At 64.1% G+C, this 15,059-nt stretch carries 13 protein-coding genes; all 13 read left to right on the top strand.

The window, feature by feature from the left end; genetic code table 11:
- Positions 1 to 139: 139 nt before the first annotated feature.
- Complete coding sequence (gene gatC / locus ACFOKJ_RS10780; RefSeq protein ID WP_390279408.1) at positions 140 to 427, top strand: Asp-tRNA(Asn)/Glu-tRNA(Gln) amidotransferase subunit GatC; 288 nt, start codon at positions 140 to 142, stop codon at positions 425 to 427.
- Positions 428 to 500: 73 nt separating this feature from the next.
- A complete protein-coding gene (gene gatA, locus ACFOKJ_RS10775) occupies positions 501 to 1,952 on the top strand; it encodes an Asp-tRNA(Asn)/Glu-tRNA(Gln) amidotransferase subunit GatA (protein WP_390279406.1) in 1,452 nt (483 codons plus the stop codon).
- Positions 1,953 to 2,076: 124 nt separating this feature from the next.
- Positions 2,077 to 3,504: an Asp-tRNA(Asn)/Glu-tRNA(Gln) amidotransferase subunit GatB gene (gene gatB / locus ACFOKJ_RS10770; protein WP_390279404.1), complete on the top strand. Its 1,428-nt coding sequence runs from the start codon at positions 2,077 to 2,079 to the stop codon at positions 3,502 to 3,504.
- A 297-nt stretch (positions 3,505 to 3,801) separates the two neighbouring features.
- Positions 3,802 to 4,248 (top strand): division/cell wall cluster transcriptional repressor MraZ, encoded by a 447-nt coding sequence (gene mraZ / locus ACFOKJ_RS10765; RefSeq protein ID WP_390279402.1) that lies wholly within the window; start codon positions 3,802 to 3,804, stop codon positions 4,246 to 4,248.
- A complete protein-coding gene (rsmH, locus tag ACFOKJ_RS10760; RefSeq protein ID WP_390279400.1) occupies positions 4,245 to 5,204 on the top strand; it encodes a 16S rRNA (cytosine(1402)-N(4))-methyltransferase RsmH in 960 nt (319 codons plus the stop codon). The genes mraZ and rsmH overlap by 4 nt, the downstream gene beginning before the upstream one ends.
- On the top strand, positions 5,201 to 5,479 hold the full coding sequence (gene ftsL, locus ACFOKJ_RS10755; protein WP_390279398.1) for a cell division protein FtsL: 279 nt from the start codon (positions 5,201 to 5,203) through the stop codon (positions 5,477 to 5,479). Before rsmH ends, ftsL begins: the two co-directional genes overlap by 4 nt.
- Entirely contained in the window at positions 5,476 to 7,224 is a 1,749-nt protein-coding gene (locus ACFOKJ_RS10750; protein ID WP_390279396.1) for a peptidoglycan D,D-transpeptidase FtsI family protein, read from the top strand. Before ftsL ends, ACFOKJ_RS10750 begins: the two co-directional genes overlap by 4 nt.
- Positions 7,221 to 8,711 (top strand): UDP-N-acetylmuramoyl-L-alanyl-D-glutamate--2,6-diaminopimelate ligase, encoded by a 1,491-nt coding sequence (locus ACFOKJ_RS10745; RefSeq protein ID WP_390279394.1) that lies wholly within the window; start codon positions 7,221 to 7,223, stop codon positions 8,709 to 8,711. The genes ACFOKJ_RS10750 and ACFOKJ_RS10745 overlap by 4 nt, the downstream gene beginning before the upstream one ends.
- Positions 8,695 to 10,062, top strand: coding sequence for a UDP-N-acetylmuramoyl-tripeptide--D-alanyl-D-alanine ligase (locus ACFOKJ_RS10740; protein WP_390279392.1), 1,368 nt, complete (start codon positions 8,695 to 8,697; stop codon positions 10,060 to 10,062). The genes ACFOKJ_RS10745 and ACFOKJ_RS10740 overlap by 17 nt, the downstream gene beginning before the upstream one ends.
- 5 nt (positions 10,063 to 10,067) lie before the next feature.
- On the top strand, positions 10,068 to 11,150 hold the full coding sequence (gene mraY / locus ACFOKJ_RS10735) for a phospho-N-acetylmuramoyl-pentapeptide-transferase (protein WP_390279696.1): 1,083 nt from the start codon (positions 10,068 to 10,070) through the stop codon (positions 11,148 to 11,150).
- A gap of 10 nt (positions 11,151 to 11,160) precedes the next feature.
- Positions 11,161 to 12,525, top strand: coding sequence for a UDP-N-acetylmuramoyl-L-alanine--D-glutamate ligase (gene murD / locus ACFOKJ_RS10730; RefSeq protein ID WP_390279390.1), 1,365 nt, complete (start codon positions 11,161 to 11,163; stop codon positions 12,523 to 12,525).
- Positions 12,525 to 13,685 (top strand): putative lipid II flippase FtsW, encoded by a 1,161-nt coding sequence (gene ftsW / locus ACFOKJ_RS10725; protein WP_390279388.1) that lies wholly within the window; start codon positions 12,525 to 12,527, stop codon positions 13,683 to 13,685. Before murD ends, ftsW begins: the two co-directional genes overlap by 1 nt.
- Before the next feature lie 278 nt (positions 13,686 to 13,963).
- Entirely contained in the window at positions 13,964 to 15,055 is a 1,092-nt protein-coding gene (gene murG / locus ACFOKJ_RS10720) for an undecaprenyldiphospho-muramoylpentapeptide beta-N-acetylglucosaminyltransferase (protein WP_390279386.1), read from the top strand.
- Positions 15,056 to 15,059 lie beyond the last annotated feature (4 nt).

Raw genomic sequence — 15,059 nt, 5'->3', positions numbered from 1 at the left:
CGAGCGAAAGGTTCAACAGGCGCGACAGCCGAGAAACCCGCCCGGCAGGCCCGCAGAATGACCATGTGTTCTTGGGTGAATCAAACCAGTTATGATACCCTACAACGCTTGAATTATTAAAGGTTTTGACGAGGGTGTCATGTCGCTGACTCATGAGGATGTTGCGCGAATCGCGCGCCTGTCCCGCATCGCCGTAACCGACGCCGAAATCGAGGCCGTCGGCAAGCAGCTGAACAATATTCTGGGCCTGATCGAGCAGATGCAGGCTGTCAATACCGACGGTATCGAACCGATGGCGCACCCGCAGGATGTCAGCCTGCGTCTGCGCGAAGACGTGGTTACCGAGCCGGATCGCCGCGAAGCCTGTCAGGCGGTGGCGCCGCAGGTGGAAAAAGGCCTGTTCCTGGTGCCCAAGGTAATCGAATAACGCGGCCAACCCCGGCTGCCCGGCATGGCTGCAGCCATGCACTTATGTCATTCCGGACGGAAATCAACACACAATGATTAACGCCACGCTGAAACAGCTTTCCGCGCAACTGGCCGCCGGCCAGCTCAGCGCGGTCGAGCTGGCTACCGCCTATCTCGACCGCATCGATGCGCTCAACCCGCAACTGAATGCCTTCATCACCGTCGATCGCGCCAAGACCCTGGCCGAGGCCGCCGCCGCCGATGCGCGTCGTGCCGCCGGCACTGCCGGCGCGCTCACCGGCGTGCCCATCGCGCACAAGGACATCTTCTGCCAGCAGGGCTGGAAGACCAGCTGCGGCTCGAAGATGCTGGATAACTTCATCTCGCCGTACAACGCTCACGTGATCGAGCAGTGCCAGGCCGCCGGCCTGGTAACGCTGGGCCGCGCCAATATGGACGAGTTCGCCATGGGCTCCTCCAACGAGAACAGCTTCTACGGCGCGGTGAAGAACCCGTGGGACCTGAACGCCATTCCCGGCGGCTCCTCCGGTGGCTCCGCTGCGGCAGTTGCCGCGCGTCTGGCGCCGGTGGCCACTGCCACCGATACCGGCGGCTCCATCCGCCAGCCGGCCAGCCACTGCGGCGTGACCGGCATCAAGCCTACCTACGGCGTGGTATCGCGCTTCGGCATGGTGGCTTACGCCAGCTCGCTGGATCAGGGCGGCGTGATGGCGCAGACCGCCGAGGACTGCGCGCTGATGCTGAACGTGATGGCCGGCTTCGACGAGCGCGACTCCACCAGCCTGGAGCGCGCCAAGGAAGACTACAGTCGTGAGCTGGCGCAGCCGTTGGCCGGTCTGCGCGTCGGTCTGCCGCGTGAATACTTCGCCGCCGGCCTGGCTGGCGACGTTGGCCGCATCATCGATAACGCTGTCGCCGAGCTGAAGAAGCTGGGCGCCGAGGTAGTGGAAGTGAGCCTGCCCAACACCCAGCTGTCGATCCCGGCCTACTACGTGATTGCCCCGGCGGAAGCCTCCGCCAACCTGTCGCGCTTCGACGGTGTGCGCTACGGCCACCGCGCCAGCGAGTACAAGGACCTGGTGGACATGTACGAGAAGACCCGCGCCGAAGGCTTCGGCAGCGAGGTGAAGCGCCGCATCATGGTGGGTACCTATGTACTGAGCCACGGCTACTACGACGCCTACTACATCAAGGCGCAGAAGATTCGCCGCCTGATCGCCGAAGACTTCAAGGCCGCGTTCGCCAGCTGCGACGTGATCCTGGGGCCGGTGGCGCCGACCGCCGCCTTCAACCTGGGCGAGAAATCCGGCGACCCGGTGCAGATGTACCTGTCGGACATCTACACCCTGTCGGTGAACCTGGCCGGCCTGCCGGCAATGAGCGTGCCGGCCGGCTTCAGCGATAACGGTCGCCCGGTGGGTCTGCAGATCATCGGCAACTACTTTGGCGAGGCGCGCATGCTGAACGTGGCGCACCAGTTCCAGCAGGCCACCGACTGGCACACCCGCGCCCCGGCGCTGTAATTTTGGGGCCACGAAAACCACGAAAGGACACGAAACGAATCATGCTGCAGGCTCTCGCCTGTTGCCTTTGTTTTCGTGCTTTTTTGGGGTTCGTGGCAAAACCAGCTTTTAAAGGATTTTCCAAATGAAATGGGAAGTCGTTATCGGTCTTGAGGTGCATGTGCAGCTCAACACCGCTTCCAAGATTTTCTCCGGCGCCAGTACTGCCTTCGGCGCCGAGCCGAACACCCAGGCCTCGCTGGTGGAACTGGCGCTGCCGGGCGTGCTGCCGGTAATGAACAAGGCGGTGGTAGACAAGGCCATCCGTCTGGGCCTGGCGCTGGATGCCACCATCAACCAGAAGAACGTGTTCGCGCGTAAAAACTACTTCTATCCCGATCTGCCCAAGGGCTACCAGATCAGCCAGATGGAGCTGCCGATTGTCGAGCACGGCAAGCTGGCGATCCTGGTTGGCGACGAGGAAAAGGTGATTCGCGTTACCCGCGCGCACATGGAAGAAGATGCCGGCAAATCGCTGCACGAAGACTTCCATGGCATGACCGGTATCGATCTGAACCGCGCCGGCACGCCGCTGCTGGAGGTGGTGTCCGAGCCGGACATGCGCTCGCCGGAAGAGGCGGTGGCCTACGCCAAGGCACTGCACACCCTGGTGACCTGGCTGGGGGTCTGCGACGGCAATATGCAGGAAGGCAGCTTCCGGGTGGATGCCAACGTATCGGTACGCCCATTCGGCCAGGCTGAGTTCGGCACCCGCCGCGAGATCAAGAACCTGAACTCCTTCCGTTTCCTGGAGCAGGCGATCAAGTACGAAATCCAGTGGCAGATCGACACCATCGAAGATGGCGGCAAGATCCAGCAGGCTACCGTGCTGTTCGACCCGGACAGCGGCGAAACCCGCATGATGCGCAGCAAGGAAGACGCGCACGACTACCGCTACTTCCCGGACCCGGATCTGCTGCCGGTGCGCATCAGCGACGAGCAGATCGCCCGCATCCGCGGCGAAATGCCGGAACTGCCGGGGCAGATGAAGGCGCGTTTTGCCGAGGCATTCGGCGTATCCGCCTACGATGCCGCGCTGCTGACTTCCAGCCTGGCGCTGGCGCAGTACTTCGAGGCGGTGGCCACGGCCACCGGCCAGGGCAAGCTGGCCGCCAACTGGATCAACGGCGAAGTGGCCGCGCGGCTGAATCGCGAGGGGCTGGATGTCTCCGCCTGCCCGATCTCGGCCGAGCGTCTGGCTGGTCTGGTGGCGCGCGTGGCCGATGGCACGCTGTCCAACAAGCTGGCCAAGCAGGTGTTCGACGCGCTGTGGGAGAGTGATCTCTCCGCCGATGCGGTAATCGAGCGCGACGGCCTGAAGCAGGTGTCCGATGTCGGTGCCATCGAAAAGATGGTGGAAGAGGCCATCGCGGCCAACCCCAAGGCGGTGGAAGAGTTCCGCGCCGGCAAGGAAAAGGCGCTCAACGCGCTGGCTGGCCAGGTGATGAAGGCTTCCAAGGGCAAGGCCAATCCGGCGCAGGTGCAGGAAATCCTGAAGCAGAAACTGGCCTGATCCCGTTCTGGACTGTCAACCGGCGGCGCACCTGATGGTGCGCCGCTGTCTTTTTGCTTGTGGCCAATCTTGTCAACGGCATGATTTGATACCCGTTCTCGGGTTGTTTCTGTAAGCCGCTGATTTGTTTTGGTTTCTGCTTTTTTACATTCCGGTAAGTCATTGTCCGCAAAGGCGAATTGCCCATTTTCGATGTTGACCGGGTAAACCCGTTTCCCTATAGTGGCGAAAAGTGGGGTGAAGTGGGTAATTGTGGGGCGACGGCCCCTAACTTTTGCGGCGAAGCGTGCAAACAAAATGATCGGCGGCGTAAGTCTTGTCTCTCTTGATGCCAAGGGGCGTCTGGCCATTCCGGCCAGGCACCGGGAGACACTGCTGTCAGCGTTTGGCCACAAGCTGGTTGTTACCCTCGACTCTCCCGATCACCTGCTGATCTACCCCGAACCCAACTGGAAACCCGTCGAACAGCGCCTGCTGGCCCTGCCCAGCGGCAACCCCACGCTGAAACGCTACCAGCGCCTGATGCTTGGCCATGCCGAGACACTGGAAATGGATAGCGCCGGTCGTATCCTGCTGCCCGCCCGTCTGCGTGAGCTGACCGGGCTGGACAAGGATGTGGCGCTGGTGGGGATGGGCAACCGTTTTGAATTGTGGGATGCCGCCGGCTGGGACGATCAGACCAGCGCAGCCCTTGAGATTGATCCTGCCGACCTTGCGCAGCATCTTGGAGATTTCACGCTTTGACCGACGCTGTATTTGTTCACCGCACGGTGCTGCTAGACGAGGCCGTTGCGGCCCTCGCCATTCGTCCGGATGGCGTGTATGTCGACTGCACCTTCGGGCGTGGCGGTCACAGCCGGCTGATCCTGTCCCAACTGGGGCCGCAGGGTCGGCTGATTGCTTTTGACAAGGATCCGGAAGCTATCGCCGTGGCCACCGCGCTGGCGGCAGAGGACGCGCGCTTTACCATCGTGCACAACGGCTTCGAGACCTTCGCCACCGAGCTGGCCGCGCTGGGCGTGAGCCAGGTGGATGGCGTGCTGATGGACCTGGGCATCTCTTCGCCGCAGATCGACGATGGTCGTCGCGGCTTCAGTTTCCGATTCGATGCGCCGCTGGACATGCGCATGGATACCACCCGCGGCATCACTGCCGCCGAATGGCTGGCGACTGCCGCCGAGGCCGATATTGCAGAGGTAATCAAGACTTATGGTGAAGAGCGGTTTGCTCGCAAGATCGCAGCAGCCATTGTTGCGCAAAGGGCTGAGCGTCCCCTCGAAACGACGCGTGAGCTCGCCCTGCTCGTTGGGAAGAACGTCCGCACTCGGGAACCAGGTCAGGACCCCGCGACGCGAACCTTCCAGGCGATAAGGATTTTCATCAACCGCGAGCTGGATGAGCTGAAGGCGGTACTGCCGCAGGTGGTGTCGCACCTGGCCATCGGCGGGCGCCTGGCGGTGATCAGCTTCCATTCGCTGGAAGACCGCATCGTCAAGAATTTCATCCGCGAAGCCAGCACTACCGACCGCCTGCCGTCCTGGGTGCCGGTACGAGCCGCCGATATTGCCGAGGCGCCGATCAAGGCGGTGGGCAAGGCCGTGCGCGCCGGCGAGGAAGAGCTTGCGGCCAACCCGCGTGCCCGCAGCGCCATCATGCGCACCGCCGAGCGTACCGCCGGCGAGTGGAAGGGGGCGGTGTGAGCGCCAACAAGCTCAATGCCGTTCTGCTGGCTGCGGTGCTCGGCTGCGCGATGTCGGTAGTGACATCGCAGCACCTGTCGCGCCGCCTGTACTACGAGCTGGAAAAGGAACAGAAGCTGGAAAAGCAGCTGCAGGTCGAGTTCGGCCAGTTGCTGCTGGAGCAGAGTACCTGGGGCGCGCATGCGCTGATTGAAAAATCAGCCAGCGCGCGTCTTGCCATGCTGACGCCGAACCAGCGCCAGGTGTACGTGATCACGCCGGAGGGAGTGCGATGAGCCGCGTGTACTCGCCGCCGATCCGCAACACCGTCAAGCCGCATATGCGGCTGGCACCAGGTCGCGTTGCCATGGTGCAGCTGCTGCTGGGCTTGCTGTTGCTGGCGCTGTTGTCGCGCGCGGTCTACCTGCAGGTGGTGCAGCAGGATTTCCTGCAGAACCAGGGCGAGGCGCGTTTCCGTCGCGCCATGGTGCTGGAGGCGGTACGTGGCGTGATTACCGACCGCAATGGCGAGCCGCTGGCCATCAGCACCCCGGTGCAGTCGATCTGGGCCAGCCCGGTGGATATGAGCCCGGTACCGGCCGCCAAGCTGGCTACCCTGTCGCGGCTGCTGGAAATGCCGGTGGCGGAGCTGCAGGACAAGTTTGCCGACAAGAAGCGCGAATTCGTCTATCTCAAGCGCCAGATCAGCCCGCAACTGGCGCAGCAGGTAATGGCGCTGGGCATTCCCGGCATCGCCAAGCAGCAGGAATACCGTCGCTACTACCCGGCGGGTGAAATGCTGTCGCATGTGATCGGCTTTACCGGCGTGGATGGCAAGGGCCAGGAAGGCCTGGAGCTGACCCGGCAGAAAATGCTGGCCGGCAAGGCCGGCAGCCGCACGGTGATCAAGGATCGTCGTGGCCACATCATCGAGGACGTGGCCGCCATCGAGCCGCCGCGTGACGGCCAGACGCTGACACTGTCCATCGACAAGCGCATCCAGTACCTGGCGTTCCGCGAACTCTCCGCCGCCACCGACATGTTCAAGGCCAAGGCCGGCGGCGTGGTGGTGCTGGACGCGCAGAGCGGCGAAGTGCTGGCCATGGCCAACACCCCGTCCTACAACCCCAACAACCGTGCGGTGCTGGAGCCGGAAATGCGCCGTAACCGCGCGGTGGTGGACATGTTCGAGCCGGGCTCGACCATGAAGCCGTTCCCGGTGGCCATGGCCATCGATGCCGGCAAGATCACCCCGGACACCTGGTTCGATACCCGTCCGTACATGATCGGCCCGGCCACGGTGCGTGACTCGCACCCCAATCCGTCGCTGACCGTTACCGGCATCATCCAGAAATCCTCCAACGTCGGCTCCTCCAAGATCGCGGCCATGTTCAGCCCGGAGCAGATGTGGACTTTCTATCGCCAGAGCGGTTTCGGCCAGAGCCCGCAATCCGGCTTTCCCGGCGAAAGCGGCGGCCGGCTGCGTGACTGGCAGGGCTGGCGCCCGATCGAGCAGGCCACCATGTCCTTCGGCTACGGCGTAACCGTCAGCCTGCTGCAGCTGGCGCGTGCCTACACCGTGTTTACCCACGATGGCGCGCTGCTGCCGCTGTCGTTCAACAAGCTGGCGGTGGCCAACCCCGGCCGCCAGGTAGTGAAGCCGGATACCGCGCGCAAGATGCGCCAGATGATGGTGGCAGTTACCGAGGAGGGTGGCACTGCAGTGCGCGCCCAGGTGCTGGGTTACCACGTGGCCGGCAAGTCCGGCACCGCGCGCAAGCTGGTGGATGGCCACTATGCGGCCAACAAGCACATCGGCCTGTTCGTCGGCTTCGCCCCGGCCACCAAGCCGCGCCTGATCGTGGCAGTGATGATCGATGAACCGACTACCGGCGGCTACTACGGTGGCACCGTGGCTGGCCCCGCCTTCTCCAACATCATGGCGGGCAGCCTGCGCATTCTGGGGGTAGAGCCTGACGCTCCCTCCAATAACACACTGATTCCGGAACAGCAGATTTCGGAAGTGCGGGAAGAAACATGAAAACCAGTCTGATCAAGCTGTCGGCCTGGGACCCTGCTGCACTGCAGGGTCTTGGCGTTGCCGTGAGCCGTGTCGAAACCGACAGCCGCCGCGTGCTGCCGGGCGACCTGTTCCTGGCCTGCCGCGGCGAATACACCGATGGCCGCGATTTCATTGCCGCCGCGCTGGAAAAAGGTGCTGCCGCAGTACTGTGGGATGATGCCGACGGCTTCCAGTGGAACCCGGCCTGGCAGGTGCCCAACCTGCCGGTGGCCGATCTGCGTGCCAATGCCGGCATCGTTGCCGCGCATATCTATGGCCACCCCAGCCGTGATATGGCGGTAATCGGCATTACCGGCACCAATGGCAAGACCTCGATTTCGCACTGGCTGGCGCAGGCCTACGCGCTGCTGGGTGAGAAGGCAGCGCTGATCGGCACCGTGGGCAATGGCTTCTATGGTGAACTGACCCAGGCTACCCACACCACGCCGGATCCGATCACCGTGCAGCAGAAACTGGCCGAATACCGCCGCCAGGGCGCCAGCGTGGTGAGCATGGAAGTCTCCAGCCATGGCCTGGACCAGTACCGTGTCAACGGCGTGATGTTCCGCACCGCCGTGTTCACCAACCTGACCCGTGACCACCTGGACTACCACGGCAGCATGGAAGAGTACGGCGCCTCCAAGGCCAAGCTGTTCCACTGGGAAGGCCTGCAGCACGCGGTGATCAATGCCGACGATGCCTTTGGCCACCAGCTTGCCGCCGGTATCGATGGCAGTCGCACCCGGGTGATCACTTACGGGCTGGAGCAGGGCGATGTGCGCCCGCTGAGCCTTGCCGCCAACCTTGACGGCCTGCAGCTCAGCGTTACCACCCCGTGGGGCGATGCCGAAATCAAGAGCCCGCTGCTGGGGCGCTTCAATGCGGCCAACATGCTGGCCTGTCTCGCCGTGCTGTGCGCCAACGGCGTATCGCTGGAAGAGGCCGCCCGCGTGCTGGGCAAGATCCAGCCGGCGCGCGGCCGCATGCAGCGCATCGGCAGCAGCCTGGAGCCGCTGGTGGTGGTGGATTACGCCCACACCCCGGATGCGCTGGACAAGGCACTGGCCACGCTGGCGGAGATCCGCCCGGCTGGCAGCAAGCTGTTCTGCGTGTTCGGCTGCGGCGGCGACCGCGACAAGGGCAAGCGCCCGATCATGGGTGGCATTGCCGAGCGCATTGCCGACGTGGCAGTGGTGACCAGCGACAACCCGCGCAGCGAAGACCCACAGGCCATCATCGACGACATCCTGGCCGGCATGCAGGCACCGGGGCACGTGGAAGTGGACCGTGCCGCCGCCATTCACTGGGCGGTACTGCAGGCGCAGGTTGGCGACGTGATCCTGATCGCCGGCAAGGGCCACGAGGAATACCAGGACATCGCCGGGGTGAAACACCCGTTCTCCGATTTCCGCGTTGCCGAAGACGCGCTGACTGCCTGGGGGGCCGAGCATGCTGCTGCTGAGTGAAGCCGCCCGCATCCTGTCCGGCGAGTTGGCCGGCAGCGACGCTCGCTTCCAGCGCGTGGTTACCGACAGTCGCGCGGTGCAGGCCGGCGACCTGTTCGTGGCGCTGAAAGGCGACAACTTCGACGCACACGACTTTGTGGCGGATGTGCTGGCCAAGGGCGCCTTCGCCCTGGTGCGCCGCGACTTCGCTGCCGCTGCCGGCAGCCTGATCCAGGTTGACGACCCGCGCCTGGCGCTGGGCACCCTGGCCGCCGCCTGGTGCGCGCAGCTGGAGGTGAAGCGCATCGGCATCACCGGTTCCAATGGCAAGACCACGGTCAAGGAAATGGTGGCCGCCATTCTGCGCGCCCATGCCGGCGACGCCGCGGTGCATGCCACCGCCGGCAACTTCAACAACGACATCGGCTTGCCGCTGACACTGCTGGCGCTGCGCCCGGCGCATCGCTACGCGGTGATCGAGATGGGCATGAACCACTTTGGCGAGATCCGCTACTTGAGCGGCCTGACCCGCCCGCAGGTGGCGCTGGTCAACAACGCCATGCGCGCACACCTGGGCGGCGGCTTTGACAGCACCGCCGACATTGCCCGTGCCAAGAGCGAGATTTTCGAAGGGCTGACTGCCGACGGCGTGGCCATCATCAATGCCGACGACGCACAGCAGCCGATCTTCAGCGCCGCCGCCGGCCAGCATCGCCAGCTGCGCTTCGGGCTGCAGGGCGGCGATGTGACGGCACGTGATATCACGCTGCTGCCGGAAGGCTGCCGCTTCACCCTGGTCTGCGCTGCCGGCGAACAGGCGATCAGCCTGCCGGCAGCCGGCGAGCACAATGTGCGCAACGCGCTGGCCGCCGCCGCCGTGGCGCTGGCGCTGGATGTGCCGCTGGCCGCCATCGCCGCCGGGCTGGCGGCCTTTGCCGGCGTCAAGGGGCGCCTGCAGCACAAGCGTGCCGCCTGCGGCGCCAGCGTGATCGACGACAGCTACAACGCCAATCCGGATTCGATGAAGGCCGGCATCGATGTGCTGGCTGCCTACCCGGCGCCGCGCATCTTCGTGATGGGCCAGATCGGCGAGCTGGGTGATACCGCGCCGGCCTTGCATGCCGAGGTTGGCGCGCATGCCCGCGCCCGCGGTATCGAAGCGCTGCTGTGCCTGGGCGAGCTGAGCCGCCATGCGGCCAACGCCTATGGCGCCGGCGCGCAGTATTTCGATGATCTGTCGGCGCTGTTGGCCGCACTGGATCAGCAAATCACCAGCGACAGTACCGTGCTGGTGAAAGGTTCGCGCTTCATGCGCATGGAGCGGGTGGTGGAACACCTGCTGGCACAACAACAAGAACACGGGAAGGGTTAAACGTGCTGCTACTGTTATCCGATCTGCTGGGTGAATACATCCGCGCCTTCAATGTCCTGAACTACGTCACCCTGCGCGCGGTGATGGCGGCGCTGACCTCGCTGGTCATCTCGCTGTGGATGGGGCCGTGGGTAATCGCCAAGCTCACCGAACTGAAAGTGGGCCAGGCGGTCCGCAAGGACGGCCCGCAGACCCACCTGGTGAAAACCGGCACCCCGACCATGGGCGGCACGCTGATCCTGCTGGCGATGACGGTAACCACCCTGCTGTGGGCCGACCTGTCCAACCTGTATGTCTGGCTGCTGCTGGGCGTAACGCTGGGTACCGGCGCGCTGGGCTTCTACGACGACTGGCGCAAGGTGGTGTACAAGGACCCGAACGGGGTTTCCGCACGTTTCAAGATGGCCTGGCAATCCACCATCGCCATCGCTGCCGGGGTGTTCCTGATTACCACTGCCAAGCTGCCGGCTTCCACCGAATTCATCGTGCCGTTCTTCAAGAACATCATCTACCCGCTGGGTGGCATCGGTTTCTGCGTACTGACCTATTTCGTGATTGTCGGCACCTCCAACTCGGTAAACCTCACCGACGGTCTGGACGGCCTGGCGGCACTGCCGGTGGTGCTGGTGGCTGCCGGCCTGTCGATCTTCGCCTACGTGGCCGGCCACGCGGTGTTCTCCAAATACCTGGGCATGCCCTTCGTGCCGGGCGCGCACGAGGTGGTGGTGTTCTGCGCCGCTATCTGCGGCGCTTGCCTGGGCTTCCTGTGGTTCAACGCTTATCCGGCACAGGTATTCATGGGTGACGTGGGCGCGCTGGCGCTGGGCGCCGCACTGGGTACCGTGGCGGTGATCGTGCGCCAGGAAATCGTGCTGCTGATCATGGGCGGCCTGTTCGTGATGGAAGCGCTGTCGGTGATGATCCAGGTGGGCTCGTTCAAGCTCACCGGCAAGCGCGTGTTCCGCATGGCGCCGCTGCATCACCACTACGAACTGAAAGGCTGGAAGGAAACCCAGGTAGTGGTGCGCTTCTGGATCGTGACCATGATGCTGGTGCTGGCCGGCCTCGCCACCCTGAAACTGCGTTAAGGACTACGTGATGCGCTTCGACAACCGCCACATCATCGTTATCGGCCTGGGCGACACCGGCGTTTCCGCCGCGCGCTGGCTGCTGGCGCATGGTGCGCGCGTCACCATCGCCGACAGCCGCGACAATCCGGCCAATGCGGCCAACGTTGCCGCCGAGCTGGGCGTGGCGTTGCGCCTGGGCGCGTTCAGCGACGCCACTTTCGCCGACGCCGACATGCTGATGGTGAGCCCGGGGGTGAGCAACCGCACCCCGGCCATCGCCGCCTTTGCCGCCCGTGGTGGCGAGGTGGTGGGCGACGTGGAGCTGTTCAGCCGCGCCGTCGCCGGCAAAGGCAGCAAGCTGATCGCCATTACCGGCTCCAACGGCAAGAGCACCGTTACCAGCCTGGTGGGCCACCTGTGCCAGAGCGCCGGGCAGGACACCGTGGTGTGCGGCAACATCGGCCTGCCGGTGCTTACCGCGCTGGCCGAGCGCGAAGCCGCCGGCAAGCAGCCGGATGTATGGGTGGTGGAGCTGTCCAGCTTCCAGCTGGATACCACCAGCAGCCTGGCTGCCGATGCCGCCACCGTGCTGAACATTTCCGAGGATCACCTCGACCGGTACCACGATCTGCTGGACTACGCGCACAGCAAGACCGCCATTTTCAGCGGCAACGGCGTGCAGGTGCTGAACCGCGACGACGTGTTCTGCCGTGCCATGGTGCGTCCGGGCCGGCCGCTGCGCTGGTTCTCGCTGCGCGAACAGGCCGATTACGCACTGCAACAGACGGATGGCCGTTACCTGCTTACCATCGCGGGCCAGCCGGTATTCGACTGCGCCGACATGCCGCTGCAGGGCCTGCACAATGCGGCCAACGCGCTGGCGGCGCTGGCGCTGACCGAGGCCATCGGCCTGGAGCGCGAACAGCTGCTGCCGGCACTGAAAACCTTCCGTGGCCTGGCGCATCGCGTGGAATATGTGGACGAGTTTGGTGGCGTGATGTTCATCGACGACTCCAAGGGCACCAATGTCGGTGCTACCGAGGCAGCGCTGAACGGCATGACCCGCCAGGTGGTGCTGATCGCCGGTGGTGACGGCAAGGGCCAGGATTTCAGCCCGCTGGCCGCCGCCTGCGCCCGCATTGCCCGCGCCGTGGTGCTGATCGGCCGTGATGCGCCGCAGCTGCGCGCCGCGCTGGCAGGCAGTGGCGTGCCGCTGATCGATTGCGCCACGCTGGAAGACGCCACCCGCACCGCCGCCGCGCAGGCGCAAAGCGGTGACGTGGTGCTGCTGTCGCCGGCCTGCGCCAGCCTGGACATGTTCAAGAATTACGCGCATCGCGCCCAGGTGTTCATCGACACCGTGGCAGCGATCAAGGCGGAGGGCGGCAACTGATGGTCAGCCTGAGCCAGCGCAACGGTGTTTCTGCCCTCACGGCGCTCGACGAAGCGCTGATGTGGGCGATTGCGCTGCTGCTGTCCATCAGCCTGGTGATGGTGTACTCGGCGTCGATTGCCTATGCCGAGGCCGACCCGGCTACCAACAACCGTTATTTCTACCTGTTCCGCCACATGATCTTCATGACCATTGGCCTGGTGGGTGCCTGGATGACGTTCCAGATTCCCACCGCCTGGTGGCAGCAGTACGCCGGCAAGTTCTTTCTGTTCGCCGGTTTCCTGCTGCTGCTGGTGCTGATTCCGGGTATCGGCAAGGTGGTGAACGGTTCGCGGCGCTGGATCAACCTGTTTGTATTGAATTTGCAGCCGTCGGAAGTGATGAAGCTGGCCGCCGCGATCTACGCCGCCGATTACACCGTGCGCAAGGCTGCCAAGCTGCACAGCTTCCGCCAGGGCTTTTTGCCGATCCTGATGGCCATCGTGATCGTGGCATTGCTGCTGCTGTCAGAGCCGGACTTCGGCGCACTGATGGTGGTGATGAGCATCACCATGGGCATCGTGTTTCTCGGTGGCATCAACCTGCGCATCTTCGCCGGCCTGGCCGGCATGGCGGTGGTGGCGATCGCGCTGTTGATCATTACCTCGCCGTACCGGCTGAAGCGGGTGCTGGGCTTTCTCGACCCGTGGGACGACCCGTATGGCAAGGGCTACCAGCTCAGCCATTCGCTGATCGCCATCGGCCGTGGCGAATGGTTCGGCGTGGGGCTGGGCGGCAGCGTGGAAAAACTGTTCTACCTGCCGGAGGCACATACCGACTTCATCATGGCGGTGATTTCGGAGGAGTTTGGTTTTGTCGGTATCTGCGTGGTGCTGGGGCTGTATGCCTGGATCGTGCGCCGCGCCTTCCACATCGGCGTGGAAGCGAAAAAGCTGGAGCGTTACTACCAGGCGCTGGTGGCACAGGGCATCGGCATCTGGCTGGGCATCCAGACCTTCTTCAACGTTGGCGTGAACATGGGTTTGCTGCCGACCAAGGGTCTGACCCTGCCGCTGATGTCCTTTGGTGGCTCGGCGATGCTGTGCAACCTCGCTTCGCTGGCAGTGTTGCTGAGAGTGGATTATGAAAACAGGCGCTTGATGCGGGGCTTCAAGGTTTGAAGCACCGCATGGCTCCGCAAGGAGCACGAGCGTAGCGAGCAGGCGCCTGTTTGCCCGAGCCGCAAAGCGGCGAAGGGAAAACCGGTTTTGGGTTTTAAAGCCGCGCAGCGGCGCAGCCGGTGGTTTGCCCGAGCGGCGATAGCCGCGAAGGAAAAACAGAAGTTGGGTTTTAAGGTTGAAAGCCGCGCAGCGGCACAGAAACACAGAAGTTGGATGTTAACGATGTACCCCGCGGCCAACGTTGGCCGCAGGTAAAGACAAAGGCAGAGAAGGTAAACATGGCAAAGCGTACGGTCCTGGTAATGGCAGCTGGCACGGGTGGACACATCGTCCCCGGCATCGCGGTGGCACGCGAGCTGCAAAGCCGTGGCTGGGACGTGGTGTGGGTGGGTACCGAGCGTGGCATGGAAAACAAGCTGGTGCCGCCTACTGGTTTCCCGTTGATACGCCTGCCGTTCCACGGTGTGCGTGGCAAGGGGCTGTTCGGCTCGCTGAAAGGCGTGTTGCAACTGGGCGTGGCCTTCGTGCAAAGCCTGAAGCTGATGTTCCAGCATCGCCCGGACGTGCTGCTGGGCATGGGTGGCTATGTCTGCCTGCCCACTGGTCTGGCCGGCGCACTGCTGTGGAAACCACTGGTGATGGTGAATGCCGATGCCGGGCTGCTGCTGAGCAACAAGGCGCTGCTGCCGTTTGCCGATCATCTGGCCTGTGGCTTCGATGGCGAGGCGGCGCAACTGAAAAAGGCCGTGGTTACCGGTAACCCGGTACGGGCCGAGATCGAACAGATGCCGGCACCGGCCGAGCGTTTTGCCGGCCGCACTGGCCCGCTGCGCGTGCTGGTGGTGGGGGGCAGCCTGGGAGCCAAGGTGCTGAACGACACCCTGCCGCAGGCAATGGCGCTGCTATCGGCAGAAGCCCGGCCGCTGCTCACGCACCAGACCGGCGAGAAGAATTTTGCGGCGGTGGAGCAGGCATATGCCAGCGCCGGGTTGAAGGTTGGCCGCGACGTAACGCTGCTGCCCTTCATCGACAACATGGCCGCGCTGCTGGCCGAGTGTGACGTGATCCTGTGCCGTGCCGGCGCGATCACCGTCAGCGAACTGTGTGCCGCCGGCGTGCCCAGCATTCTGGTGCCGCTGGTGGTATCCACCACCTCGCATCAGCGTGACAACGCGGCGTGGATGGCAGCCAATGGCGCCGCCATCCACCTGCCGCAGCAGGATATGAACCCGCAGCAACTGGCTGCGCTGCTGGCTGGCTTGGACCGCCCGCAGTTGCAGCAGATGGCCGCACGGGCACGCACGCTGGCCAGGCCGGCGGCGGCAGCCCGGGTGGCAGATCTGTGCCAGGCACTGGCGGATAGCGAATAGGACA

The sequence above is a fragment of the Vogesella amnigena genome (genome assembly GCF_042648905.1).
GTDB lineage: Bacteria > Pseudomonadota > Gammaproteobacteria > Burkholderiales > Chromobacteriaceae > Vogesella > Vogesella amnigena.
This window is presented reverse-complemented; position numbering and strand designations above follow the sequence as displayed.